The sequence below is a fragment of the Rhodococcus sp. 06-156-4 genome, from assembly GCF_002259345.1.
Taxonomy (GTDB): Bacteria; Actinomycetota; Actinomycetes; order Mycobacteriales; family Mycobacteriaceae; genus Rhodococcoides; species Rhodococcoides fascians_E.
Map to the genome: position 1 here is coordinate 403,661 of NZ_NPGB01000003.1, position 25,367 is coordinate 429,027.

23 protein-coding genes and 1 pseudogene are annotated in these 25,367 nt (G+C 62.4%); 17 read left to right on the plus strand and 7 right to left on the minus strand.

Features of this window, described 5'->3' with window-relative positions:
* Window positions 1-62 precede the first annotated feature (62 nt).
* Window positions 63-647 (minus strand): sugar transferase, encoded by a 585-nt coding sequence (locus CH290_RS02045; RefSeq protein ID WP_033189074.1) that lies wholly within the window; start codon window positions 645-647, stop codon window positions 63-65.
* Between the two features lie 226 nt (window positions 648-873).
* Here CH290_RS02045 and CH290_RS02050 point away from each other — a divergent pair, with 226 nt between their 5' ends.
* From CH290_RS02050 to CH290_RS02070, 5 genes are all read left to right on the plus strand, one after another.
* The gene (locus tag CH290_RS02050) at window positions 874-2,649 is read left to right on the plus strand and encodes a DUF4012 domain-containing protein (RefSeq protein ID WP_033189073.1); all 1,776 of its coding nucleotides are present in this window, start codon (window positions 874-876) and stop codon (window positions 2,647-2,649) included.
* Window positions 2,650-2,788: 139 nt separating this feature from the next.
* Window positions 2,789-3,352, plus strand: a complete 564-nt coding sequence (locus tag CH290_RS02055; protein WP_026347577.1) for a hypothetical protein — start codon at window positions 2,789-2,791, stop codon at window positions 3,350-3,352.
* A 52-nt stretch (window positions 3,353-3,404) separates the two neighbouring features.
* Window positions 3,405-3,770 carry a hypothetical protein gene (locus tag CH290_RS02060; protein WP_033189071.1) on the plus strand — a complete coding sequence of 122 codons (366 nt, stop codon included), beginning with the start codon at window positions 3,405-3,407 and terminating at the stop codon, window positions 3,768-3,770.
* A 43-nt stretch (window positions 3,771-3,813) separates the two neighbouring features.
* A complete protein-coding gene (locus CH290_RS02065; RefSeq protein ID WP_033189070.1) occupies window positions 3,814-4,143 on the plus strand; it encodes an ArsR/SmtB family transcription factor in 330 nt (109 codons plus the stop codon).
* A complete protein-coding gene (locus CH290_RS02070) occupies window positions 4,143-4,826 on the plus strand; it encodes a cation efflux transmembrane domain-containing protein (protein WP_033189507.1) in 684 nt (227 codons plus the stop codon). Before CH290_RS02065 ends, CH290_RS02070 begins: the two co-directional genes overlap by 1 nt.
* Before the next feature lie 6 nt (window positions 4,827-4,832).
* Here CH290_RS02070 and CH290_RS02075 read toward each other — a convergent pair whose 3' ends face one another.
* Window positions 4,833-5,777 carry a glycoside hydrolase family 26 protein gene (locus CH290_RS02075; RefSeq protein WP_170947626.1) on the minus strand — a complete coding sequence of 315 codons (945 nt, stop codon included), beginning with the start codon at window positions 5,775-5,777 and terminating at the stop codon, window positions 4,833-4,835.
* 152 nt (window positions 5,778-5,929) lie between these two features.
* On the opposite strand from CH290_RS02075, the gene CH290_RS02080 reads away from it, so the two are divergent.
* Both CH290_RS02080 and CH290_RS02085 read left to right on the plus strand, forming a co-directional pair.
* Entirely contained in the window at window positions 5,930-9,070 is a 3,141-nt protein-coding gene (locus tag CH290_RS02080) for a glycosyltransferase family 2 protein (RefSeq protein ID WP_080748705.1), read from the plus strand.
* Window positions 9,067-9,798 (plus strand): polyprenol monophosphomannose synthase, encoded by a 732-nt coding sequence (locus CH290_RS02085; RefSeq protein WP_033189069.1) that lies wholly within the window; start codon window positions 9,067-9,069, stop codon window positions 9,796-9,798. Before CH290_RS02080 ends, CH290_RS02085 begins: the two co-directional genes overlap by 4 nt.
* Here CH290_RS02085 and CH290_RS02090 read toward each other — a convergent pair.
* Window positions 9,776-11,185 (minus strand): GntP family permease, encoded by a 1,410-nt coding sequence (locus CH290_RS02090; protein WP_052083132.1) that lies wholly within the window; start codon window positions 11,183-11,185, stop codon window positions 9,776-9,778. The two genes, CH290_RS02085 and CH290_RS02090, sit on opposite strands and share 23 nt — an antisense overlap.
* Before the next feature lie 204 nt (window positions 11,186-11,389).
* Here CH290_RS02090 and CH290_RS02095 point away from each other — a divergent pair, with 204 nt between their 5' ends.
* The 5 genes from CH290_RS02095 (at window position 11,390) to CH290_RS02115 (ending at window position 16,246) form a co-directional block, all read left to right on the plus strand.
* Complete coding sequence (locus tag CH290_RS02095) at window positions 11,390-12,610, plus strand: CaiB/BaiF CoA transferase family protein (RefSeq protein ID WP_033189068.1); 1,221 nt, start codon at window positions 11,390-11,392, stop codon at window positions 12,608-12,610.
* Window positions 12,610-13,554, plus strand: coding sequence for a hydroxymethylglutaryl-CoA lyase-like TIM-barrel protein (locus CH290_RS02100; RefSeq protein ID WP_033189067.1), 945 nt, complete (start codon window positions 12,610-12,612; stop codon window positions 13,552-13,554). Before CH290_RS02095 ends, CH290_RS02100 begins: the two co-directional genes overlap by 1 nt.
* 19 nt (window positions 13,555-13,573) lie before the next feature.
* Window positions 13,574-14,215 carry a GntR family transcriptional regulator gene (locus tag CH290_RS02105; protein WP_033189066.1) on the plus strand — a complete coding sequence of 214 codons (642 nt, stop codon included), beginning with the start codon at window positions 13,574-13,576 and terminating at the stop codon, window positions 14,213-14,215.
* A gap of 102 nt (window positions 14,216-14,317) precedes the next feature.
* Complete coding sequence (locus CH290_RS02110; protein ID WP_033189065.1) at window positions 14,318-15,082, plus strand: phosphotransferase; 765 nt, start codon at window positions 14,318-14,320, stop codon at window positions 15,080-15,082.
* A 462-nt stretch (window positions 15,083-15,544) separates the two neighbouring features.
* A complete protein-coding gene (locus tag CH290_RS02115) occupies window positions 15,545-16,246 on the plus strand; it encodes an SGNH/GDSL hydrolase family protein (protein ID WP_033189064.1) in 702 nt (233 codons plus the stop codon).
* A 271-nt stretch (window positions 16,247-16,517) separates the two neighbouring features.
* On the opposite strand, the gene CH290_RS02120 is transcribed toward CH290_RS02115, so the two are convergent.
* The 4 genes and pseudogenes from CH290_RS02120 to CH290_RS31090 all read right to left on the minus strand — a co-directional run.
* On the minus strand, window positions 16,518-16,841 hold the full coding sequence (locus CH290_RS02120; RefSeq protein WP_033189063.1) for a hypothetical protein: 324 nt from the start codon (window positions 16,839-16,841) through the stop codon (window positions 16,518-16,520).
* 7 nt (window positions 16,842-16,848) lie between these two features.
* Window positions 16,849-17,142, minus strand: a complete 294-nt coding sequence (locus CH290_RS02125) for a hypothetical protein (RefSeq protein ID WP_052083131.1) — start codon at window positions 17,140-17,142, stop codon at window positions 16,849-16,851.
* Window positions 17,143-17,371: 229 nt separating this feature from the next.
* Window positions 17,372-17,578, minus strand: coding sequence for a hypothetical protein (locus tag CH290_RS30620; protein WP_052083130.1), 207 nt, complete (start codon window positions 17,576-17,578; stop codon window positions 17,372-17,374).
* A gap of 288 nt (window positions 17,579-17,866) precedes the next feature.
* A pseudogene (locus CH290_RS31090) lies at window positions 17,867-18,178 on the minus strand (WXG100 family type VII secretion target); the annotation flags it as partial.
* Between the two features lie 740 nt (window positions 18,179-18,918).
* Here CH290_RS31090 and CH290_RS02140 point away from each other — a divergent pair.
* The 5 genes from CH290_RS02140 (at window position 18,919) to CH290_RS02155 (ending at window position 25,222) form a co-directional block, all read left to right on the plus strand.
* On the plus strand, window positions 18,919-20,358 hold the full coding sequence (locus CH290_RS02140) for a tyrosine-protein kinase domain-containing protein (RefSeq protein ID WP_052083129.1): 1,440 nt from the start codon (window positions 18,919-18,921) through the stop codon (window positions 20,356-20,358).
* 325 nt (window positions 20,359-20,683) lie between these two features.
* Window positions 20,684-21,814, plus strand: coding sequence for a hypothetical protein (locus CH290_RS30125; protein WP_170947629.1), 1,131 nt, complete (start codon window positions 20,684-20,686; stop codon window positions 21,812-21,814).
* Window positions 21,811-22,725, plus strand: a complete 915-nt coding sequence (locus CH290_RS31095) for a glycosyltransferase family 2 protein (protein WP_052083128.1) — start codon at window positions 21,811-21,813, stop codon at window positions 22,723-22,725. Before CH290_RS30125 ends, CH290_RS31095 begins: the two co-directional genes overlap by 4 nt.
* A 74-nt stretch (window positions 22,726-22,799) precedes the next feature.
* Window positions 22,800-23,921 (plus strand): hypothetical protein, encoded by a 1,122-nt coding sequence (locus CH290_RS02150; RefSeq protein WP_170947649.1) that lies wholly within the window; start codon window positions 22,800-22,802, stop codon window positions 23,919-23,921.
* Window positions 23,918-25,222, plus strand: coding sequence for a lipopolysaccharide biosynthesis protein (locus CH290_RS02155; protein ID WP_141216225.1), 1,305 nt, complete (start codon window positions 23,918-23,920; stop codon window positions 25,220-25,222). Before CH290_RS02150 ends, CH290_RS02155 begins: the two co-directional genes overlap by 4 nt.
* The last annotated feature ends 145 nt before the right edge of the window (window positions 25,223-25,367 follow it).

Consider the following 25,367-nt stretch of genomic DNA (forward strand, 5'->3'; position numbering starts at 1 on the left):
CCCTCAGAAATGACCCTGAAAAAGGTCGACTTGCTTGTTTTTCGACGGGAAATCACACGAGGTCAGGTCGTTTTCCAGCCGTAACGAACCGCGCCGGCCGTCACGATCAAGATGCGGATATCACGGAAAAGCGACCAGGACTCCACATACGTCCTGTCGAGCGAGTGAATGTCCTGCGGTGTCAGTTCGGTCCGGGGAGTGAGCATCCAGAGTCCGGTCATGCCCGGGCGCAGCCGAACCTCGATCGGCAGCTGCGACTGTGATGTCCGTACCGGCCGGGGCCGTGGACCGACAAGGCTCATGTCTCCGCGCAGTACGTTGAGCAGCTCAGGCAGGTGGATCAGACCGTACTTGACCAGCGGCCGGGTCTTCCGCTGGTCAGCCGGGGCAGAGAAGTTGAGCAGGTCGAACGCCTCACCGCCGAGACCGAGCCGGGGCAGCGTGGTCACCGGAGCCTTCGAGGGACCGGTGACCTTGGCGTAGACCCAGCAGCACACGAACACCGGAGCGAGCACCGCGAGAGTGCCTGCGGCGACGATCTTGTCGAACACTTCCTTGGTTGTTGCATCCCACGAACCGAGCGCTACAACTCCCGCATTCGAATGTGACGGGTCACCGCCACTTCGACCCAGTCGGTCGCCCTGCACCGATTCTTCACCCCAACTCGTACGTCTGCCGAAACTCGACTCGAATGTCGTATGTAAGCACCATCACGTTACGATCACGCTAACGCGTTGGCCTTTCCTCGGATTCGCGCATTGTTTCGATTGCTTGAAATGTCATTCACGTGAATTAATCGCTACTCTTCCAGAGCATCGTCACATTTTTCAGGGTGTGACGCTCACCGACCTAGCCCACAGGAGTTCTGGCGACATGACGACCGGTACCGAGACCCGCTCATCGTCACGTGGACGCAAGAAGCGCCCGATTCTGTGGGCCGTCGTGATCGTCCTCGTGCTCGTCGTCGCGTTCGTGGCCTGGCTGGCGTACGAGGCCGTGACAGCGAAGTCCAACCTCGAGACGACGCGCGACGCCGCCAACAAGGCCAAGGATTCTCTGCTCGACGGTGATGTCGCCGGTGCGCAGGCCGCAGCGGCGGAGGCGTCGGACTCGGCGAAGAAGGCACAGGACGCCGCGTCGTCGATTCCGTTCTCCGTCGCGGGAGCGATCCCCTACCTGGGCAGCCCGCTCGCGACGGTGTCCGATATCGCCGACGTCGTGCACGGTCTCGCCGTGGACGTGCTGGAACCGGCGTCCGCTGCGAGCGCGAGTATTTCACCCAACAGCGTCATCGAGGGCGGCGGGCGAGTGAACCTGCAGGCGTTGACAGATGCCCAGCCGATCCTGGCCGAGACGTCCGCCGCTGCGGAGGATCTGTACGCCCAGGCTCAGGCGATCGAGGATCCGGCGTTTCTCGGAGTGGTGCAGGACGCCAGGGTCCAGCTCGAGAACCAGACGCACGATCTTGCCGGGCTGCTCACCAACACCTACACCGCGAGCCGCTTGGTTCCGTCGATGATGGGCGCTGACGGACCGCGCTCGTACTTCATGGCGTTCCAGACCAACGCCGAGGCACGCGGAACCGGCGGTCTTCTGGGCGGTTTCGGCATCATCAGGGCAGACAACGGCACCGCTCGCGTGGATACCCTGGGCGCCAACAGCGACCTGGAGTTCGCGGAGCAGCCGATCGATCTCGGGCCGGAGTACAACGCGCTCTGGGCGCCGCGCAACACCACCGTCGACTTCCGCAATTCCAATGCGAGCCCGAACTTCCCGTACGCGGGACAGATCTGGTCGTCGATGTGGACGGAGCAGACCGGTGAGCAGTTGAACGGTGCCATCGCGACCGATCCGATTGCTCTGAGTTACATCCTCGACGCCACCGGACCCATCACTCTGGCCGACGGCGAGGTGATTTCCGGAGACAACGTCGTCGAGGTGACGCTGTCCACCGCGTACGCGCGCTTCGGGGACGATCAAATCGCACGCAAGGCGTACCTGCAGGAGATCGCAGCGGCTGTCGTGGCCAAGATGACGACGGGCGTGGCGCCGACACGACAGCTGCTCGACGCCGTCGGCCGCGCCGGAAGCGAAGGCCGCATCTCGGTGTGGAGCGCGAACCCGGCGGAGCAGGAAATTCTGGCTGCGAACAAGATCGGCCATGCACTGCCGACCGAGCCTGTCCCCTACGCCAATGTGATCGTCAACAACGCCGGCGGCAACAAGCTGGATTACTACCTGGCCCGAGACATCACCTACACCGCGGAAAGCTGCAACGGTCCCACCCGAAAGTCGACTGTCACAGCCACATTGACCAACACCGTCGATCCGAACGGTCTGACGCAGTACGTCGCCAGCACCTTCCAGCCGGGAGTTCCGTACGGCACCAACGAGTCCATCGTCTACCTGTACGCAACCCAGGGCGCCAAGATCCTCTCCACGAAGGTCGACGGGCTCAGTGCCTTCGCCGTTCAGGGCGGCGTCGAACTCGGTCACCCCGTACAAGCTGCCTACGTCACCATCCCGCCGGGTGAATCCTCGACAGTGACATGGGAAGTCGAGGAGCCCACCGTTCCGGGCGAAGCGTTGGTTCCCACGCAGCCTCTCGTCGACGACCCCACCATCACCGTCGACGTCCCCACCTGCTGACCCCGGAATGCCCCATGGTTTCCGTGTCGTTCGTTCGTATGTAATCCGATTGCCGGATACCCGTTCCGCCCGCCCCCTGTAAGCATTGATTCGACCGATGACACTCATTGTCGTTCGAAACTACGTGTGCGGAGCAAACATGTTGAGCAATAGACTGATCCGACGTTCCATCGCTGTGTCTGCGACACTCGGCGCCGCTCTTCTCCTCGCGCCTGGCGGTGTGTCCGCGCAGCCATCGGTCGGGAGCGCCGACGGAGCCATCAGCGGCGGCAGCGCAATTCTGGACAGTGGTAGCAGCGTTCTGAACGGCAACATCGTCGACGGAGTCACCGGCATCGTCAACGGCGGCAGCTCGATCCTCAACAGCCTTCCGGGGACCGGGTCGTTCGCTCCGCGCCAGCCGTGCAACCAGGGCACGGTCTCCGGTGGTCCTGGCGTGACCCAGACCAATCACGATTTGGGACGGCCCGGGCCTGCGTCGTTCGTCATCAACTACGAGACCGAGAGCGTTCCCGACGTCATCGAGGTGTTCTATCAGGGCGGCCTGGTTCAGAGCATCGGCCCCGTGGGTGACAACATCAACGAGGGCACCGGTTCCGCCGTCGTCGCTCTTCCGCCCGGTGGCGACACGTCCGTTCTGGTGAAGGTGACGGGCCCTGCGGACACCATCTGGGAGTACACCGTGAACTGCCCCTTCGCCTGATCAGCGGTTCGGCGCGTGCATCGACGGCGCCACTCGTGTGAAGCTGGGTCCCATGGGAACGCGAAGATGGTTCGACAACACATTCGCCGACACGTGGGGCCCAGTTCTGATGCTGGCACTGCTGGCCGTGATCGGTCCCGGCGTGATCGACAGCGCGCTCGACGAGCGGTCGCCCTGGCAGATCTTCCTCGTCCTGGCGTGGGCGCTGCTCGTCGTCGTCCAGGTGACGGAGCTGATTCGTCGACGCACCCACCATCCCAGCACTAAGCGGGTCGACCCGGCCACCATCCCGGTCGATGACGTGGCCGACGCGATCTCCGAAGCTCCGTCACGTGTGAAGGCCGTCAAGCTGCTGCGAGAACGTCACCCTGGCCTCGGCCTGAAGGAGGCAGCGGACCTGGTGGACGCCCGCCGATAGTTCAGTATTTCCTGAATACAGATTTCGATGTACAGTCACCGGTATGGACGTCCTGACCCGTGTATCGGTGCTGTCGCGCTTCGGCCATGCCCTGTCGGATGAGACCCGTACGCGGGTACTGCTGGCACTGAAGGAAGCGCCGGCCTACCCCGCCGAGCTTGCGGCAGACCTGGGCGTGACACGTCAGAAGATGTCGAATCACCTCGCGTGCTTGCGTGGCTGCGGTCTGGTCGTCGCGGTCCCGGATGGCCGGAGAACACGCTACGAGCTGGCCGACGCCAACATCGGGCGGGCTCTGGACGATCTGCTGCAGGTCGTTCTCGCCGTGGATCCCACGTGTTGCCCGGCGTCGACCACCGAGGACTGCTGCTGATGGCCACCGACATCGGACTCCCGGTTCCGAACGCTCGTCGACGGGCAGTGCTGTCCAGGCGTATTCGGTGGTTCGTGGCGGCGACGATTGCCTACAATGTCGTCGAGGCGGTCATCGCCATTTCCGAGGGTGCCCGGGTGTCTTCGACGGCACTGATCGGGTTCGGTTTGGACTCGATCATCGAGGTCTCGTCCGCGGCCGCGGTTGCGTGGCAGTTCTCGGCCTCGGATCCGGAGTCGAGGGAGAAGGTCGCGCTCCGCATCATTGCGTTCTCGTTCTTCGGGCTCGCGCTCTACGTCACGGTGGATGCCGTCCGGACACTCTTCGGAGCCGCCGACGCCGAACACTCGTCCATCGGAATTGCGCTTGCGGCAGTGAGTTTGGCCATCATGCCTGCACTGTCCTGGGCTCAGCGCCGTGCAGGCCGAGAGCTCGGGTCGGCGAGCGCGGTAGCGGACTCCAAACAAACACTGTTGTGCACTTACCTGTCGGCAGTCCTGCTGGTCGGGCTCCTGCTCAACAGCCTCTTCGGGTGGTCCTGGGCCGATCCGATCGCAGCACTGGTGATCGCCGGCCTGGCCGTCAAGGAAGGGCTGAACGCGTGGAAGGGCGACACCTGCTGCGCGACGCCGATATCCGCGCCGGCCTCGGCCGGAGCCGATCACTGCAACTGCTGCGACTGACCCGCATCACCATTCCCTCAGCGCCGCTCGGGCGGAATCCAGTGCCGATTGCGGACTTTCGAGCAACCAGTTGGCTTCGCCTGGTTTGTCGAAGTCGAACCACAGCAGCCCCGAGACGCGGGTGGTGCCGAGGTAGGCGAAGAGGTCGGTAATCCATTGCGCTTTGTCTCCCAGGGCATCTCCGCTGCCGGTTTCGTAGATCCACACAGGCTTGGAGGGTGCCACCGAGTTCGCGGTCGCGATGGCGTCGGCGAAGAGGTTGTCCGGGGTCTGCCAATACGTCCCTTCACCCCCGCCGTTGTATCCGTCGATTCCCACGAGGTCGACGTAGAGGTCGCCGGGGTAGGTCTGCGCAGCGATGTCCAGCCCTCCTGGGCGGTCGCTGCTGGCGTCGTAGGACCACACCCATTGCACTTTGCTGGCTCCGGCTTGGAGAAAAATGTCGTGCACCCGGCGGTAGGCGGCGACGTAGTCCTCGGCGGTCGAGCGTGAACCGTCCACCGACCACGGGTACCAGTTGCCGTTCATTTCGTGTCCGAACCTCAGCTGCATCGGCTGGTCGAACTCGGCGGCACTTCTCGCCCATCCGGTGATGTACTCGTCGAACTCCCCCGCTGCGATCCGCGCGGGCCGGAATCGTTCCTGATACTCACCTTCGTCGGGATGCCACGGCTCCCACGTGACGGCGGGGATGGCTCCTCGGTCGTGGATGTCGTACAGGGTGTCGAGCGCGAGTGGGCGCTCCCAGGCCCACGCCTCGAAGTAGTTGATCACTTCCGGGGACCGGTCGAGCGCATCCCCGGTCGTGAACGCCGTCGCGACGCCCGAGTTCTCGCCTTGCGAGGACAGGCCGAACGTTCGCGGTGGCGTGTCCGCGGTGGCCGCACAACTTGCCGCTGCGAGCACTGCCGTCGTGACCACAGCCAGGGACGCGAGCGTGAAGTGGGTCATGAGGATCCAATGTGTCGGTCGAACAGCGGACAGGTTTCGAAAAGCGGTCAAACCAAACTCGAGGTAGGTTTCAGGAAGTCGGGTGTCACTCAGGTCAGCGTCGACCATCCTTCTTCCTCTGCGATCGAAACTACAACAGTCGATTGGCCTTCATGACATCTACATACGAGGACCGGATTGCGATTGCATCCCGGTCCGTCGACCCAGCGCTCGTGTCCCCTCCTACCGATCCAGGTTTACCGTCGCCGCCGACGGACGTCGAACGTGATTCCTATCTCCAGAGTGAAAATCGTTGGATTCCTTTGGCTTCCACGTTCGGCGGTTTTCTCACGACGGTCAGCTTGCTGTATCTCGTCCAGGGCCAGATGTGGGCAATACCCCTGCTGATACCCCTTGCCATCACGACGACGGCGATGGTCGTCTCCCTGCTCACGTCCGTGCAACCGCGTCGAGACACCTTGGCCGGACACATCGCACGCGTGCGTTCCTACGCGCCGGTTCACTATCCGAGTGTCGATGTGTTTCTTCCCAGCGCCGGGGAAGACATTGCTGTGCTGCACAACACGTTCTGGCATGTCAGCCGGTTGGATTGGTCCGGCGAGATCACCGTGTACGTGCTGGACGACTCGGACCGGGGCAGTGTCCGCGAGCTGGCGGAGACCTTCGGCTACGAGTACCGAGTACGCCCCAACCGTGGATTCCTCAAGAAGGCAGGCAATCTCCGGTTCGGTTTCGACGAGTCCCACGGAGAGTTCATCACCATCTTCGACGCAGATTTCGTGCCCCGGCCGGACTATCTGCACGAGCTCATGCCGTACACCACCGAGGACGACGTGGCGATCGTGCAGAGTCCGCAGTTCTTCGACACCACGCACCGAATGAACTGGATGGAGTACGCCGCGGGCGCCACACAGGTACTGTTCTACCGCTGGATCCAGGCCGCGCGGGACAGGAGCGACGCGTCCATCTGCGTCGGCACCTGCGCCATCTACCGTCGGAGCGCGTTGGAACTCGGCGGCGGATTTTCGGCGATCGAGCACAGCGAGGACGTCTACACGGGCGTCGACCTCATGCGCGTCGGGTTCCGGACGCGGTACGTCCCCGTCGTGGTGTCCAAGGGTTTGTGCCCGGAGACTCTGGACCAGTTCGCCAACCAGCAGTACCGCTGGGCGAACGGGTCGATGAGCCTGCTGAAGTCGCGCGCGTTCCACAAGATGCCGTTCACGCTTCGTCAGCGTCTGTGCTTCTGGTCCGGGTTCCTGTATTACATCGACACTGCGGTGAACGTGTATGTCATTGCGCTGCCGCCGATTCTGATGGCGTTCCTCGCGCCCGACGATGTGTCGATCAACAACTACCTGTTCGTGTTCCTGGCCATGGTGGTGCGCTTCGCGCTGGTTCCGGTCATCACCATGGGCCGCGAGAGCACCCTCGGACTCGATCGCGTTCAGGCTTTCTACTCCTACATCCACTCCCTCGCGGTCGTCGACGTCATGCGCGGACGTACCGATGCCTGGCAGGCCACCGGAATCAAGACGCGCTCGACCACCGCGAGGCGCGTCAAACGCGTCATGACGTCCTGGTTGGTCCTGGTGCAGGTGCTGATGTGGGTGGGCATCTTCTGGCGGGCACCGCAGTACGGGTGGTCCAACTACGCTCCGATGATCGGTTTCGCTGTCTTCAACCTGATCGTCGTCTATCCGTTGATGTTCTGGCGCACGGAGTTCCCGTCGTTGCTGGATCCGATGACGCTCCGCCGCAGAGTGTTTCGCTCGGAGGTCATGACCTTCACACAGCCACCGTCGTCCGAGAGAGTGCCGGAGCGTCGACGCAGGATCCGCATCGAGTGGTCGGCGTCCGCGGCATGGCCGTGGCTGCTCGTCATGGCCGTTGTCTCGGCGGTTCTTTCGCTGCGGCCGGGTTCCAACAGCACCGCGTTCCAGGACGAGGGTCTGTACCTGTTCATCGGTCATCGCATGCTCGAGCACGTCGCCGACGGTGCCACCGTGACCGAGTACCCGGGCGGTTATCTGTCGGGCGCGCCGGGGTTGTTCCCGGTGTTGGGTGCGCTCGCCGATACGGTCGGCGGTCTGGAAGCGGCCCGGCTGGTCAGCTTGTTCTTCACCTGGGTTGCCATCGTCGCCGTCTACGGAATAGGTAACCGCTTGTTCGGCACGCTGGCAGGACTGTTGGGGGCTGCCGCGTTCACGTTGTCGGGATCGGTGATCTTCGTGTCCCACATGGCGACGTTCGACGCGATGGCCATGAGCCTCGTCGCCGTCGCGCTCTGGCTCACTGTGCGCAGTGCTCAACAGAATTCGCTGTTGTGGGCTCCGGTCATCGGCGCGATCCTCGCTCTTGCGTTCCTGACGAAGTATGCGACGGCGGTCTATGCGCCCGGCGTCGCGGTGATCGGCATGATCCTGGCGTGGCCGAGCATCCGCTGGGGTGCGGCGCGCCAGGCTCTGCTCATGCTCGCGTCGGGCACGGCGACGGCCTTTTTCATCCTGATCTTCTGGGCTCAGGATCTCATTCCGGGAATCATGTCGACGACGACCAACCGGACGCCCATTTCCCCCGCGTCGGCATCACTGCTGTCGACGAACGTCGCGACGTGGGTCGGCGCGATCCTTCTCCTGGCGCTGGTGGGCGCGGCGACGCAGTACCGACGGTGGCCGATCGGGCTCGTCATGTTGGCTTTCTCGGTCATCGGGCCGGCCCAGCAGATTCGGATCGGCGAGGAGACGTCGCTCTCCAAGCACGTCGCTTTCGGTCTGGTCTTCGCCGCGCCTCTGGCGGGTGTCCTGCTGGCGTGGTTGATCATTCGAGCCAAGTGGGTCGGCATACCGGTGGCCGGTGCGGTTCTGGTGATGCAGTCGGTACTCGGGTTCACTCAGTCTCAGCAGTTCTTGACGACATGGGTCGACGACACCGCCATGGTCGCGGCACTGCGCGTCGAGATCGCTGCGTCTCCGGGGAAAGCGATTCTGGGCGAGGAACCTTCTGCTCAGCGTTACGCCCTGCGCGGTGAGGTGGAGCCGATTCTGTGGACGGACACCTTTGCGCTCGGTTACGGCAACAAGACCGGGATGCCGGCGTACCGCGAGGCGATCGACCAGTCCCACTTCGGCACGATCTACCTCAACCTCAACACCGAGAACGGCAAGCAGATCAACGAATATCTCACGACGGCGGAGACTCCGTATCGTCTGTCCAATCGAGTCCCCTTCACCCGCTACGACGAGTTCGCCGGCTACTACCTCGTCTGGACCCCGAAGGTGTTGGAACGGTGACACATGACTTCGCCGGAGTGCTCGTGTGCGTGCCCACCTACAACGAGTCCAGCAACATCGAGTCGCTGGTCCACCGCACACTCGCTGCGGTGCCCGGTGCATCGATTCTGGTGATCGACGATTCGAGCCCGGACGGAACCGGGGATATCGCCGACGCGTTGGCCGCGGAACACCCGTGCATCTCGGTGCTGCACAGGCCCGCGAAATCGGGCCTCGCGACGGCGTATCTCGATGCGTTCCGCATCGGACTCGAACGGGGGTTCACTCGTCTGGTGGAGATGGACGCCGACGGTAGCCATGCTCCCGAGCATCTGCCGGCGATGATCCAGGCATCGGGCGAGCCGGGCGTCGGCCTGGTCATCGGCTCTCGGTACGTCCCCGGCGGGCGTACCGAGGGTTGGCCGTGGACCCGCAAGGTCCTCTCTCGGGCCGGGAACAGCTATGTCCGTCTACTGACGCCTCTGAGAGTTCGCGACGCGACCGCGGGTTACCGGGTCTTCACCGCTGACGCCCTGACGTCGATGGACTTGGATTCGGTGACGTCGAAGGGATACAGCTTCCAGGTGGAGATGGCGTTGATCGTGCATCGGGCGGGTCTGGGTATAACCGAAGTGCCCATCACCTTCCGTGAACGAGAACTCGGCACGAGCAAGATGAGCCGCGCAGTGATCCTCGAAGCACTCTGGCGGACGACTGTCTGGGGTGCTACACCACGGTCGACACGATGAGGATGAGCACCAAGGAGACGACGGAGCAGATCGACGGGCCGAGGGTGTAGGTCTTGAGGGTTCCGCGGACGGACAACCCGTAGACGGACTTGAACAACCAGAATCCGTTGGCGTTCGGTAGACCTCCGAAGAGAGCTCCCGCGAGCGCGGCCAGCGCGAGAAGCATTGCGCCGCTGGGGCTTGCTGCGGCGACGACGGGTCCGAGAATGCCGACTGCTGTCATTGCGCCGAGGGTGATGGATCCGACGGCAGCGTGCAGGATGGCCGCGATGATCCAGGCAACCAGGATGGGTGCGCCGCCGCTCGCTCCGAACATGTCCGTCAGTTGGTCACCCACACCGGAACCGTTGACGAGGGCAGCGAATCCTCCGCCCACGCCGGTGAGAATGAGAATCGAGCCGCTGGTACGCATTCCGCTGCCGACTGCGGCCGATACTTTCTCGACTCCGAGGTAGCGACGCGCCAGGACATACGCGAGGCAGACCCCAACGAACAGTGCGAAGCTGACGTTGCCGAGCGCGTCCGTCACCGGCCCCTCCACTCCGAACACCGCCAGGAACGCACCGGTGAGCATCAGGCCGACGGCGACGATCAGCGGGCTGGCAAGGAATAACAGCGGAGGCACCGAGTCCTTCGGCCGTGTCGCTGTCACCGTCCCGGTGCGCTTCCCTCGAGTTGAGCCACCTTCGGAGGAGTCGGATTCAGCGGTGGCCGAATTGTTCTCGGCCCCGACTGCAACCGCCTCACCCAGGCTCTCCGATTCGTCACGCGCTTCGTCCCACAGTCCGATACGGATGAGGGTCGAGTACACGGCAACGGTCACGACGATGGCCACGATTCCGAGGGGTAGCGCGTAGAGAAGGGCGGTTCCGATCGGGATGCCCAGGATGCCGACCACCGCCATCAGTGCGGTGCCCGGCACGACGAAGACGAGGCCGGCTGTGATGCCGGTGATCGCGACGCCCGAGAGCAGACCGTGCCCGTTCTTCCCCAGCTTGCTCGAGGCGTGTCGGGTGAGCGGACCGGACAGGACGATGAGCACGTCGGCGAACACCGATGCGAGAACAACTCCGAGCGAGAGTCCATGTGCGTAGGGCAACCCTCGTCGCCCGAAGATTCGCAGCATCCCCTCCGCCACCCGTTGAGGAACGCCGAGTGCTTCCACCAGCGCTCCCAGCAGTACGCCGAACGCGATGAACAGCCCGATCTCGGTCATCACCGAGCCGAACCCCTCGACCATCTCGGTCGTCGTACCGGCGAATCCCTGCCCGGTCGCGATTCCCAGATATCCGCCGCCCAGGACCAGCGCGATCACCGGCTCGATCTTGAAGGCCACGATGATGGCAACCACTCCGACAACGCTGATGGCGATGTGGACCAGCGACATTGATTCCATTGAGCGGGTGCCCTTCTCGTGTCCGAACCGTGCGGCGATCGACGGCCCGCGAGCGAACCTCGACCACTTCGGCACGCTATGTGTCTTGCATCACCAAAGTCAAGCTTTTGTATACATTTCTGTGCTTATGTAGCCTGCAGACACCTCTTGAACCACTGAATGCATACATACTCGCTCACAGAACGGACAGCGCTCATGACGGAACAGCCCCGATCCGACGGTTCGGCCGGCCCCTTGGCCGGGCTGCGAGTGATAGAGATGGGCCAGCTCATCGCCGGCCCGTTCTGCGGCCAGATACTCGGCGACCTCGGTGCCGAGGTCGTCAAGTTGGAACAACCAGGAAGCGGTGATCCGATGCGCGCTTGGGGACGCACGCTCCCCAAGGGCGAGTCCATGTGGTGGTCCGTCGTCGGTCGCAACAAGCAGTCGGTCACCGTCAACTTGCGCACCACGGAGGGACAATCGATCGCGAAGCGCCTCATCCGGAATGCCGATATCGTCGTCGAGAATTTCCGGCCGGGCACGCTGGAACGCTGGGGACTGGGGTACGAACAGTTGTCCGAGCTCAACCCGAGCGTGATTCTGACGCGGGTGTCGGGTTTCGGTCAGACAGGCCCGTATTCGTCACGGGCCGGGTACGGAGCGATCGGTGAGGCCATGGGTGGGCTCCGGTACGTCGTCGGCGATCCGTCCACTCCTCCGTCGCGCGTGGGCATTTCGATAGGCGACACGCTTGCTGCTTTGTTCGCGGCCATCGGGACTCTGGGAGCGGTGTTCGAGCGCACCCGCAGCGGCCGTGGCCAGGTGGTGGACTCCGCGATCTACGAAGCCGTGCTCGGCGTGATGGAATCCCTTGTTCCCGAGTGGGTTATCGCCAACTACCAGCGCGAACGGAGCGGCGCGATCCTGCCGAACGTGGCGCCGAGCAACGTGTACCCGACCAAGGAAGGTGCGTGGATTCTGATCGCCGCCAACCAGGACACCGTCTTCGCTCGACTCGCCGAGGCCATGGGCCAGCCGGAACTGGCCGTGGACGAGCGATTCGCCACTCACACTGCGCGTGGTGAGCGGCAGCAACAGCTGGACGGCCTCGTCGCCGAGTTCACTGCCGGTCTCGACGCCGCCGAGCTGGAGAAGCTTCTGCACGAGCATGCTGTCCCGTCCGGCAAGATCTATCGGCCGTCGGACATGCTCGAAGACGAGCAGTTCATCGCTCGCCGCAGCATCATCGAGACCGAGCACCCGGTGCTGGGCTCGGTTCCGATGCAGAACACCTTCCCCCGTTTCAGCCGCACCGATGGCAGCGTGCGTTGGCCAGGTCCGAGTTTGGGCGAGCACACCACCGAGGTTCTGCACCGCCTGGGCGGGTACACCGAGGACGAGGTCGCGCACTTCGCGGGTCAGGGCACCGTGTGATGATCGGCCGCGACTTACCGAGCAGTGCAACGGTTGTGGACGTCGGCCTACGGGACGGCCTCCAAGCCGTCGAGAACGTCCTCGACACGGACGCCAAACTGGAGATCCTGAACGGGTTGTTGGCGTCGGGCTTCACGACCCTGGAGATCACCTCCTTCGCTCACCCGCGCGTGCTCCCCCAGTTCGCCGATGCAGAGCAGGTGATCGCCGACGCGCCGAAGTCTGCCGGCGTCACCTACAAGGCGCTGGTGCCCAATTTCAAGGGTGCGCTGCGCGCACTCGAGACGAGGATCGACGAGATCGTCATGGTCGTCCCGGTCGATCCGGAGACAGCTCGACGCAACCAGAACGCAACTCCCGACCAGTTGCTGGCGGCGCTGGCCGAGGTGGTCGACCACGCGCATGCGTCGGGCAAGAAAGTCACTGCTGCCGTGGCTACGGCGTTCTTCGCTACCTGCCGGGGACCGATCCCGAACAACGAACTGAAAGGCGCTCTGCGACGGGTGATCGACGCCGGCGTCGACTCGCTGTATCTCGCCGGCACCAGTGGAATGGAGATCCCGTCGGAGTTCGAGAACGGTATCGCCCTCGCCAAGTCGCTGGCACCGGACATCCCGGTCGGTGTGCATCTGCACAACCGAAACGGGTTCGGTCCGATCAACGCCCTTGCAGCGCTGGCCGCGGGCGCCGACTGGCTGGAGGCGTCTTTCGGAGGTCTCGGCGGAGACATGTGGTTCCCGGGTGACAAATCCGTCCTGGGGAACGCACCCATGGAGGATGTGCTGAACCTGCTGCACAGCATGGGCGTCGCCACCGGCATCGACTTGGACCGCTATCTCGACGTGGTCCGGTACTCGGAGAAGGTCACCGGAACCGATTCGTACTCGTTTCTGTCCCGTGGTGGTACACGGGACGACGTGGCTCGTACACAATGGTTGGACTGACGCGCAAGGAGCCACGCCATTGTCCGAACTCAGCAAGGCCATTTTCGACCTCATCATCAGCGGGCAGTATCAGCCCGGCGAGAAGCTCAGAGAAATCGAACTGGCCGAACGCTTCGGCGTGAGTCGCACCCCGGTGCGGGAGGCCTTGAAGGCGCTTGCAAGCAGCGGCGTCATCACCATCGAACTGAACAAGGGCGCCCGCGTCGTCGAATACTCGCAGGATTCCGTCGAGATGATGTATTCCGCACGCTCGATGATGGAACCGCACGCGGCGCGCCTGGCCTCGGAGAACATGAGCGACGACGACGTGGCACAGCTCCGCACCTTGGCCGACGACATGTATTCCGAGGTGGTGGGCGAATCGAACTTCGCCGCGATCGCGGTTCTGAACAACGCTTTTCACTCGGCGATCCTGGAACGGTGTCCCAATGCTCGAATCGCGGAGATGACGTCCAGCATGCTGAAGCCGGTGGTGGCGTCTCGAACGTTCCGCAGCTACAGCGGGCCTCAGTTGATGCGCAGCGCCCTTCATCACCTCGAAATCGTCGACGCCATCGAGGCCCGCGACCCCGAATGGGTCGAATCGATCATGCGCGCCCACATCCGATCCGGGTATCACAGCGCCGTTACCGCGAGCGCGCATCAGCCAGAGCGAGCGTGATTCCAGGCAACCTGCCAACCGGTCCACAAGAACCCAGCTGGCGTGATCACGCCGTACCGCTGGCCCTGGGTGGTGAACGTCGCGAGGGGGTCGCCAGTACCTGTGGACGAGATCGAACTGCACGGCGGCAACATGACGTCGGTCGTCAAGGTGGGCGACACAGTGCGCCGAGCAACTGGGCCGTGGACCCCTGCTGTCCACGCTTTGCTCGCTCATCTGCGAGAACGAGGGTTCCACCGTGCCCCGCAGGCGCGCGGGGTCGATGACCAAGGCCGCGAGGTTCTCACCTTCGTCCCCGGCGCCGTTGCCACGTATCCCTTGCTACCGCATGCGCTGTCCGACGAGACTCTCGTCTCCGTCGCGACGCTCTTGCGCCACTATCACGACGCCTCCGCAGACTTCGTTCCGCCGCTCGATGCTCGTTGGCAGCTGCCGACGCATGAACCACGTGACGTGCTGTGTCACAACGACTTCGCTCCCTACAACCTTCTGTTCGTGGCCGGCAGACCGACGGGTATGATCGACTCCGATGCCGCTTCGCCTGGCCCCCGGGTGTGGGACATCGCCTACACCGCGTATCGCTTTGTTCCTCTGACCGATCCGGCAAATCCCGGTGTGGACCATCCCGGCCTGTCAGAACAACGGCGAAGGCTCAATTTGTTCGTGAAGAGCTACGACGACTCTTCGATCACGACAGATCAGGTCGCGGCAACGGCGATCGTTCGCTTGCGTGAACTCGTGGACTTCATCGTCACCCATGCGCGCATCGGAGACCCTGCGCAGCAGGCCGTTCTCGACCGCGGAGACACCGCTGTCTATGAACGCGATATCGCATACATCGGCGCATGCGGGCTGGCCGCTCGATAGGCTCAGTCACGACGACGTGACGTGCGCGCAGCTGAGATAATCAGACCGTGAATCGCTTCTTCCCGGATCTGGAGCGAGTGTTGTCGGCGACCTGGACACCATCTGGCGGAGCCGAAATAGACGTTTGCAGACTTGCCTGACCCGTGGCTGCAGGCACTCGTTCGGCTTAAGCAGGACCTACCTGTGCGTCAGTACGGCGTCGGCATCGAACACATCGCCCGGGTAGCCGAGTATGACCGCCATGGCGCAGCGTTGTGGCTGCATAGGCACCGATCCGGGAGGTTGCCAACATGAATCGCGTGCGAGACGGACGAGGTGGCTATGCACCCGAAGAGGGCGGTTATGCGGCATATGACTTATGCCACAACTTTTATGCGCGGGGGGAACTTATTGGTGTATGCACCGCTTGTTCGGTGAGCCCAAAATCGGCGGGCCGTAGGTTGGTGCGGCACAATCCCCCGCATGAACACACAAGGCGCGAAGATCGGAATCGCCGCAGCAGTTGCGGCCGTTCTCCTGGTCGGCCTCGGCCTCTGGTACGACAACCAGCGTGGCCCGCGGACTGGCACCGACAGCGCCAACGAGGCTCAGCCGTACGTCCCACCCACGCCCATGCGCTCACTCCGCCTGGCCGTCATCGGTGACCAGTACTCCGTGGCCGACTTCGACGCACCCCGACCGTGGATCCGAATCGTCTCCGAAGCCCGTGGATGGTTCCTCAACAGCGAGGCAGGCCGAGCAAGCGGTTATATAGCGGGCGGGTCGGCAAGCTTCACCGACAAAGTTGCGGGTGTCATCCGAAACAACCCAGACGTGATCGTCGTTGCCGGTGGCCGGGAAGACGTAGTAGCGCCGGACCGCGTCCGCGAACAAGCGGAAGCGCTGTACCGCGACCTCGCCCAAACCGCGCCGCAGGCGAAGGTCTTCGTCATCGGCCCGATGTGGGACTCGACTCCACCCTCACCAGCCGTTCTCCAAGTCAACGAGCAAGTTAGACTCGCGGCCGAGACAGCTAAAGTCCCGTTCACCGATGCGCTCGGTTGGCTATCAGACCCCGCAACAGACGACGGTCAAGGACGCCTCACGCCGGAAGGGGACCAGGTGCTCGCAGATCGAATCTCCGCCGTGTTGTCCGATCTTCCCAGCGAAGTCCCTGGCGTTTGATGCGCTCAGGGCACGTGGGTGAGGCATGATGCGTCCCATGAGTCCGATCTCGAAAACCGCCGTCCCGACCGAACTGGTCACTGCCTCGCGCAGTGGCGACTGCCCTATGTGCGGCCACGACAACAGCGAGCAACCGCCGATCAGCGGGCAATCGTAGATCGCACGAAACTTGGGTTGAAACCCCGCCCTGCGGAATGTCACACCGAACTCGGGACGACCGGCTGGAGCGACAAGTGCGACTGCACCCACCCCCATCACGGCGCCTGACAGGCTAGGCGACAGCCGCCGTGTGCACGAAGCTCTCGGATCGTGCACCAGCATTCTTCGATAGCAAGCCGTGCTTGGTCGCGTTCTGATTGAAAGCGCTCGTCACTGTGGCGCTGTGCGCAGCCCCGTTGATCTTCATCGAGATCGACGAGCCCGACAAGACCACCTGGTAGACGTTTCCTGCCGACCCGGCGATGGCAGTGCCGCCGATCTGACTAAAGGATCCTGCCTCACACTTGTAGAGACGCCCAGTCGTGGTGAGAACGAAGAAGTTCGTCGCATCGGACAGTCGGAACATGAGGCCGTGGTCGTTTCCGTTGGCGCGCATCGTGATTTCAACGGTCCCGTTCGGATGTGTGTCGTCGACTACAGCGATGTGATTGACGGCCGCAGCGGCCCTTCTCGCTTGAGATGAGGGCACTGATCTTGGTGCCGTACCGCGCAATGGTGCTCGTCGCCTTGGCCGTCGCCACAGCAGCACCCGCACCGAATGTGACGAACGAGGAGAAGATGCCTGCGGCGGCGGTGACGGCCAGTTCGACCGCCAGATCGTCGAGTAGGTCGGCCATCTTGGCACGGACCTCGTCGAGGTAACTCTTGTGCGCTTCGCACGGCATCGCGTAGTGCACCGGCGAAGAGCGTATTCGTCGACGAGAGAGTTGAGTTCTTCGAGGTCCTCGATGACGATGTCGAGTTCTTCGCCCGCCAACCCGTCCAGGGACGACGATGTTGCCTGCAGCGCGCCGAGATAACCCCCGCCACTGCCGCTTGCCACCTGCGCCCACGCTGCGGAGGCTGTGGTGAGTTTGTCGGTGTCGGCGTTGGGAACCGGAACCCCGATGTACTGCAGCAGTCCGATCACCTCGGAGAGCCCGTCGCCGTCACCGCCCTCGGCGCTTGGGAGAGCGACGCACATGGCGAGTTGGCCGTCGCCGGGATCTGCGGCGGTGCGACGACTCCGCCGCCGCTGATGTTCGAGCCTGCCTCGGCCTGAGCATGATTGGTCCCCATTTGAATGAGGACTCGGCCGTAGTGATGAATGGCCTCGCCGAGAGTGCGGCCCATTGATTCAAAGGTGGCCGCCTGGGTGTCGTAGGCCTCCCAAATTCTTTGCCTGCGTCGTCGGTGCCCGCCATGGACTCGGTGCCGGCGAGTGCGGCCATGGTATCGCTGTGCGTCCTCGACACTGCTGCCGCGACGTCGAGCACCGAGCGTGCAGCATCGTAATAGTTCTGGGGCCGAACGACACCCGTCATCGATCAGCGCCCCAGCATCAAGATGTTGGTGGAGCGCCGCGGAGTAGTTGGCGTGGGCGGTTCGGGCGGCGAGTCGCATCTCCTCGACTTCACCGTCGGCTCGGGTGATCGCCTCGGTCCACCGAGTTTGCCTTTCTCGGTACGCGTCCGAGCCGTCGCCGCCCCACACGTCCAGGCAATGCTGGACTACGTCGGTGTCGATGTCACTGAGGGTGCGTTCGAGCGTGCCGACGAACGTTGCGATCGACCCGGTGGTCCGCCGGAGCAGTTCCAGATCGACGGTGTAGCCGTCGTGCGGACTGCTCACAACCGCAGCACCTCCGTCGACGAGAAGGTCGTGGCATTGTCGGCTTCGGCCTGGCCGTAGTCTCGTGCCAATTCTCCGACGAGGGTGCCGATGCGCTTCCATACCAGCCGCCGACTACGCGGTCGTCTGACGGAGGCGCGGCAGGCAAGGGAACGCCCAGAAATCCGGGTACGGTGCCCGGGGGCGTCGATGGACCCAATCAGCGGGGCCACGGAATTTATCACACCGTCTGCACTGCCGGTGACCATGCTCCCGACATCGAGTATCGGAAGTTCGACAACACCGGAGGCTAGGTCGACGACGGGACCGGCATCAGCGGTGGACCCCATTGACGACGCGGAGGTTGGGCTGGCAACCAATGCAAGGACGAGGGAGCGGATTGTTCTGCGCATTGAGCTTCTCCAGACACATCGAGCGACAATCGGCGGCTCGAGTACGCGAACGCTCGGATACCATGCCTGTCCTCTGTCCGATTGTCATCTGTTTGACCGTCAGCTGATCGTGCGGCGTCGATGACCGGCCGGGTAATACCCTCTAGTGAATTCTAAGTGTTGCTACCGAATTCGGGTAACCGAACCACCGGGTCGCCAGCAGCCCGGGAAACCTACTTCGAATGTGTTTGTGTGTATTTTTTCCGCCATTTCAACGCATTGTTATCGTTTATTCGGGTAACCAATTCGAGCAAATCGCATTACGTTGCGCACTTCCACGGCGGCTGGTTTACAGTCGCTCTCGGGGCATAGAAATTTCCGGTTCATGATGCGAGCGACGCCGATTGGGCGAAAGGTCTCGAATCGAAAGCCACGAACGATGGAGGCAGATTGTTGCCACGATCAGGTTTTGTGCGAACGCTTCTGACCAACTGGTGGATCGTTGCACTGACTACGCTATTGATCACTGGGGCGAGTCTTGCGTGGTCGCTCACTTCGACGGCGAAGTACGCATCGACTGTCCGGCTGTTCGTGTCGACGGCCGCGTCCTCCAGCGTCAGCGAGCTCTACCAGAACGACCTCTTCTCTCAACAGCGCGTCCTCTCCTACGCACAGCTCGTCACTGGGAAGAACCTCGCGCAACTGGTAGTCGACAAGTTGAATCTTCCTTTGTCCGTGGATGAACTTCGGTCAGAAATTACCGCGACACCAGTGCCCGATACGGTGCTGCTGGAGTTGAAAGTGACCGATACGGACTCCAATCGCGCCACTCTGATCGCCGATACCGCGGCCCAGGAGTTCGTAGGTGTGGTCGAGCGTTTGGAGGGCGGAGGTACCGGAGTTCCTGCGGCTCAGGTGGCAATCGTGGAACCCGCCGAGCCACTGTCGGGTCCGGTCTCGCCGAACACCATGCGCAACACGATTCTGGGCCTGTTCCTGGGCCTACTCGTCGGCTCGTCACTCGCACTGCTGCGAGGAAAGCTGGACAACACAGTGAAAGACCGCGAGTCACTCTCGGTGGTCACCCGTTCACCGGCAGTGGGCGCAATTCCTGCTGTCGGCCGGAAGAAGTCCCGGTTCGCCGACTTCGACGCCAGGCATCCGTCCGAGGATGCCGAACCTTACCGACAACTTCGCACCAACCTGCAGTTCCTCAACATCGACCGCCCACCTCGGACATTTGTCATCACGAGCGCGCTGTCCGAAGAGGGGAAAACGACGACAACTCTGAACCTCGGGCTGGCCTTGGCCGAGGCCGGGCACACGGTCGCACTCGTCGAAGGAGATCTCCGCAGACCGGAGCTGTCTCGGGCGCTCGGCGCCGTCGAGGCAGTAGGCCTTACGACGGTGCTGACCAAGCAAATCAGCTTGGACGAGGCGCTGCAGAAGACAGCCACCACTGGTTTGCTCGTCCTCTCTGCCGGACCTCTACCCCCGAACCCGAGCGAATTGCTCGGTTCGTCGCAGGCACGAAAGGTCCTCGATGACCTCCGCGAGCGGTTCGATTTCATTCTCATCGACGCGCCACCACTTCTGTCGCTGACAGACGCCGTGGTTCTTGCCGCCGAGGCAGACGGCGTGCTGTTCGTGTCGAAGTGGGGTACCACAAGCGTCAGCCAAATCCGCCGCGCGCTTGCAGACCTTGCCGGTGTGAACGCGAAGGTCCTGGGATCGATACTTACGCTCATTCCCGGCAAGCAGGCAGTGCGGGACGGCTATCTGCCGTATACACATTCGCGCGAAGTGGTTGCCGTGGAACCGAAGGCAGATCTCCCAACACGCGTCGCCACCGAGGCAACTGCCCGAGACAGTCGGAGCCCTTCGCATGGCGTCAGTGACTTCGTACAGTAGCGGCCGTTCACGAGTCGGACGAAAGGATATTCACCACGCTCTCCGGTTACGGCTTGCGCGTGCGACCGTATTTTTGCCTCGTGCGCGCACGATAAAACGGCCGTGGACGGTGAACGCGCTGACCGCGATCGGCTGCGCGTCCTTTGCGTTCGACGATGTGGCACCGCTCCGAGGCATCGGCGGCGGTCTTCTCGCTTCGCCAGGATGGTTGTTTCTGGCGGTAGCCGTCATCGCGGTCGGCAGCGACCGACCCGCGTTGGGGCGATGGCCTATCTGGGCTTCCGGAATCGTGTTGTACGGGCTCGCCATCTCACTGATCAGCGCGATGGCACTACCGGACGCCCTGCTCGGCGTGTCGACAGTGGGTAAATTGTTGAGGCTTGGCCTGACGGTTGCCATTTGGTGCGCAGTGCCCTTGGCCGGATACATTCTGATGCAGGTCGCGCCCAAGGCTGTGTTCGTGGGCATAGCCGCTGGCTTCTCAATTCTGTTGCTGTCCCTCATCGCCGCGAAGCTGGGATTGCTTGTAGTTGAAAACAGCAACTATCTGCACAGCATTCCGAATATTCAGCAGCGAGTTCGGGGAAGCCGTTTCGAACCGTCGTCACTCGGCGGCGGGTATATCGTGTTGGGCACCTTTGCGTGCATCGTAATTCGGGGCCGACTGGGCATTGCGGCCGTCGTGGCCATTCTGGTTGTCGGCCAATACCTCACAGCCAGTAGAGGCACCGCGGTCGTCATCGGAACCGTTCTGCTGGCCTCGATCGTCGCACTGTGCCTCAATCGATCCGCGTGGTCGTGGCTCAGGGTGCGGAGCACTGCGGTAGCGACCGCTGTCGTAGCAGTGACGCTGGCACTGTCGTTCGGATTGACCGCCGTTCTCCAGAGCAGCATCTGGAAAGCTGTCGCACCTAGCGTCAGTGTGGGGTCGGCCGGCACCTCCGATGCAACACGGGCGCTCTGGTCGTCGACAGCGCTGAGAGCGTTGTGGGAGAATCCTTTTGGATACGGATTTGTGGCATACCTCGAATCGGTCCAGCGGTTGATGCGCGATTCGTTGGATGCAAACTTTCAAAGCTTTCGACAGGTCGAACTGACCGAAGTCTTCTACCTCATCAACACAACTTCCGACTTTGCGCTCGCCCCCAAGACGTTGCCTGCATTGGGTGCAATACACCTCGGCATAGTCGGCCTTGTCGCAGTTGGTGCACTCTACGTCGTGTCACTGCGCGCAAGTATCCACATTGCCGAGAACACCTACTACACAGCCAGCCTGTGCACGCTGTCTGTGATTCTGGTCAGCTCCACCTTCCTCTCGTCTCTGTTTCTCTGGGAGCAGCCGTTCATATTGGGTGCGATCGCAGGTTGGTATGCGTTACAGCAAGAATCGCCCAAGGCGACGGGGCGGCACGCTGCAACCACGCACAGTCTCGATGCGCAACGGATACCGTCGTGACCACGGTCGAAGTCATCATCGTGAATTTTCGGTCCGCACTCCTCGCCGAGAGATGTATCGATTCCATTGATGCCAAGGTCGACCTCCACATAACTCTGGTCGACAACAGTTCGGGTGGAACTGACTTCGATGACCTGCGGACTCTGTTCGAAGGTCGCACTGACGTAACCGTCGTTTCGACACTTCGGAATCTCGGGTTCGGCGGGGGCGTGAACTACGCCGCCGAGGTCGCGCATAATTCCGGCGAACCCGACTACTTGTGGGTACTCAATCCGGATACGGTCGTGACACCAGGATGTCTGGACCTGTTGGTTCAGCGAGCTGAGACCAGTGCTGTCGACATCCTTTCCCCCTTCATAGTTCAGAATGAAGCCGGTCCGACATCGACCTGGTTCCAAGGTGGTGAAATCGACCCCGTACGAGGCCGTTCCACTCACCCGGGCATCTACGAACGAACACCGGAGGACCGGGGAACATTCCGCACCTGTTCCTTCTGCAGCGGCGCAGCGATGTTGATCTCGTGGTATGCCTGGAAGCGGCTGGGGGGCTTCGACGAGCGATTCTTCCTCTACTGGGAGGATGCCGACTTGTCACTACGCGCTCGCGACCTCGGAATGCGTGTGGGGATCGAGCCGGAGGCGCTGGTCGTGCACGCCCAAGGCGGGTCGACTGGCCGCGGTTACAGCACAACCTACTGCTACTACTACCACCGAAACCGATTGACGGTATTTGCACAATCTCGCAGCAAGCGGGTGAAACTCGCTTTCCTGACCGGACTAGTCGACACGGTCAAGTATCTAGTCGTGGCTCTCGCACGAGGAAATCCCTCTCGCCGAGCATCGTTCGAGGCAGGCCTAGCCGGCGTGATCGACGGAATCCGTGGAGTAACAGGCCAAAGGAGGAGTTCGTGAAGGCGACTTCGACAGAGATCGGATCCGGCGACCGTCCGTACATTGGAATAACCTGTGTCCGGGTGATCGGCCCCGTGGCGAACCCAACCACTGCCGACGCGATTCGCGGTCGTCTTTCCGCCGCACTGAGAGCTCCGAACGGTGCAGGATGGCGTGTCAGGTTGTCGGCGGGCCATACACATTGGGACACGTTCACCGAGGAAGAGGTCGAAGACTTCGTCGCCGGTTCGGTCATCGAAGTCGAGTGCGGACCGGCAGAGATGGTCTCGCTCATGGCGTCGGACCCACTCGGCGATGTCGCGTACAGATTCGTTCTCAGTGGTGACTATCTCGGTGTGCTTTACAGCCACGCGCTCGGCGACTTGGGGATGTCCGGTCCCTTGTTGGAACTCGCCCTGACTGACACGATCGCGATTCCCGAGGCACCTCGCCTCGCACGGTCGCCGCTGCTCAGGATCTTGCCTCGATCGGGAGTAGCCAAGTTGTGGAGATCGATCCCTACACTGCTCGAGTACAGGAACTCGCGTTCTCCGGTGTTCGACTCACTCCCCTTACTGACACCGAACTCGACGCAGGTCACGGCGCTGAGATGGGGCCAAGCGGAGTCGGAACGGTGGAAGAAGGAGGCTGATCAACTTGGTGTCTCGTGGACCACCCACGTCACATGCCAGTTGATCGACGCAATACAGACATGGCTCCCGGTGGGAACGCCCGTGATGCTTCCGATCGACAGCAGACGATACATGCGGAACAGTTCGCGCGTGCGCGGGAACTACTCGTTCGCTCTCAGGCTCGGAACGGTAGGAGTCGACGCGTTCGAGGCTGGAGACCTGCAGGCACAAGTCAGGCGGTACCTCGGCGCCGGATTACCCGCTCTGATGCAAGCGGTCCATGCATTCCTGAACCGCAAGCCGGTACCGGTCGCCGATCGGACAGCCGCACACGCGACGGCGTCCGTGACGACGAGCGTCATCAGGCGTACTGACTTGCTCCATCTTCTGGATACGAGGGATGGTTGCGACCCGGTGGACCTCATTACGAGAGGATCCCACCCACCGACTGGACTGTTGGTCTACGTGGTGGGAGTTCAGAACAGCGTGACGGCTCTGTTCCTCGATCACACGAACGTGTTCCATAGAAAAATGCTCCTGAAAGCTCTGAGCATGAACATGCCAGGCGCAGAAGTCCTCGCATGACAACCTCGAAACCGATTGCGCGCCTGAGAGCGAAAATCCCCAATTCTGCGGCGATGATCGTCGTTGGCCGTATCGGGTACACGATGCTCGCACTCGTGAGCGCACCGATCGTGGCACGCGCATTGCACCCGGAGGGTCGAGGCGAGACAGCAGCGGCCATCGCTGCTTTCTACATAGTTCCGATCCTCCTGTGCCTCGGGCTGCCGCTCGAGGTTCGGCGCCTCGCCGCATTGGGAAATGGATACGATGCCAACAGAACTGCGCGCATGCTCGCGCTGGCAATGCTTCCGGTCTCTGCGGCAATCGGGTGGATTCTCTCCACCACCGTCTTCGGCGGCCTGGATGGAAATGCTCGAACCGCAGTGTGGGTCGGGATAGCTATCGCACCTTTCACGATCTGGTGGATGTGCGACCTGAGCATTCTGATCGCCGAACGACGCTTCGTCGCCACCGCGCTGCTCGAGCTGATGCTTCAGCTCGTATTCGTCCCTACCATCCTCGCCGGATGGTTGACGGGCGTATGCACCGTCGCGTTCGTGTTGTGGGCAAATATTGCGGGCACCGTTGCAACGACGGTGCTGGGTGCTCTGCTCAGTCGGACGCGGCTGCTCGGATCCCTGTCGGCCATGGGTCGGACCATCCGGTCATCGCTTACGTTCGCGGGCAGCGCGGCCGCTGAAGCTGCATCCAACCGTCTCGATTTGGTTGTCGCACTTCCGTTGTTGGGCGCGTTCCAAACCGGACTTTATTCTGCCGCCGTGACCCTATCAACCCTACCGATGGCCATAGCGTATGCACTCGGCGCTTCATTCTTCACCGATTTTGCAGAGTCGGAACCCGCTGTTGTTCAGAGGGCTCAACAAGCGGGAGCGCGTGTGTCACTCGCCGTTGGTTTCGCCGCATCGACCGCAGTCGCCATTGCCAGCCCTGTTGCGGTCTACGTACTTTTCGGTAGCAAGTTCTACGGTGCCATTGGGCCCGCGGTCGTTCTTCTTTTCGGAACATCGATGATGATCAGCTCGCAAGTTCTCAACATGGGCTTGGTTGCGACGTCCAGGGGTATCAGTATGACTGTCGTCCAGCTGATCGGTCTCACCGTGGGCGTGTGCCTACTGCTTGCGCTGGGAGGACCGTTCGGAGCGTGGGGTGCAGCTGCGGCGGCATCGAGTTCGGCTTTAACAGTGTGGATTCTGTTGATACGTCGCATCGGCGGTTGCTGGAGAGAGTACGTTCCCGCACCCCGGGACCTGACAACCGGTATCAAAAGACTATTGAAACGTGTCGATCAGCCTGATTCATAACTTATTTTTTGCCATATTGAATGAAATCTTCGAATCGCGTAAATGAGGGAAATGTGTAGGATTAGCTATCGAATAGCCTCGCTGATCTCGCCATTCACCGAGAGCACGAGTACCGACATCTGGTCACCCGGGGGGAACGGCAGGT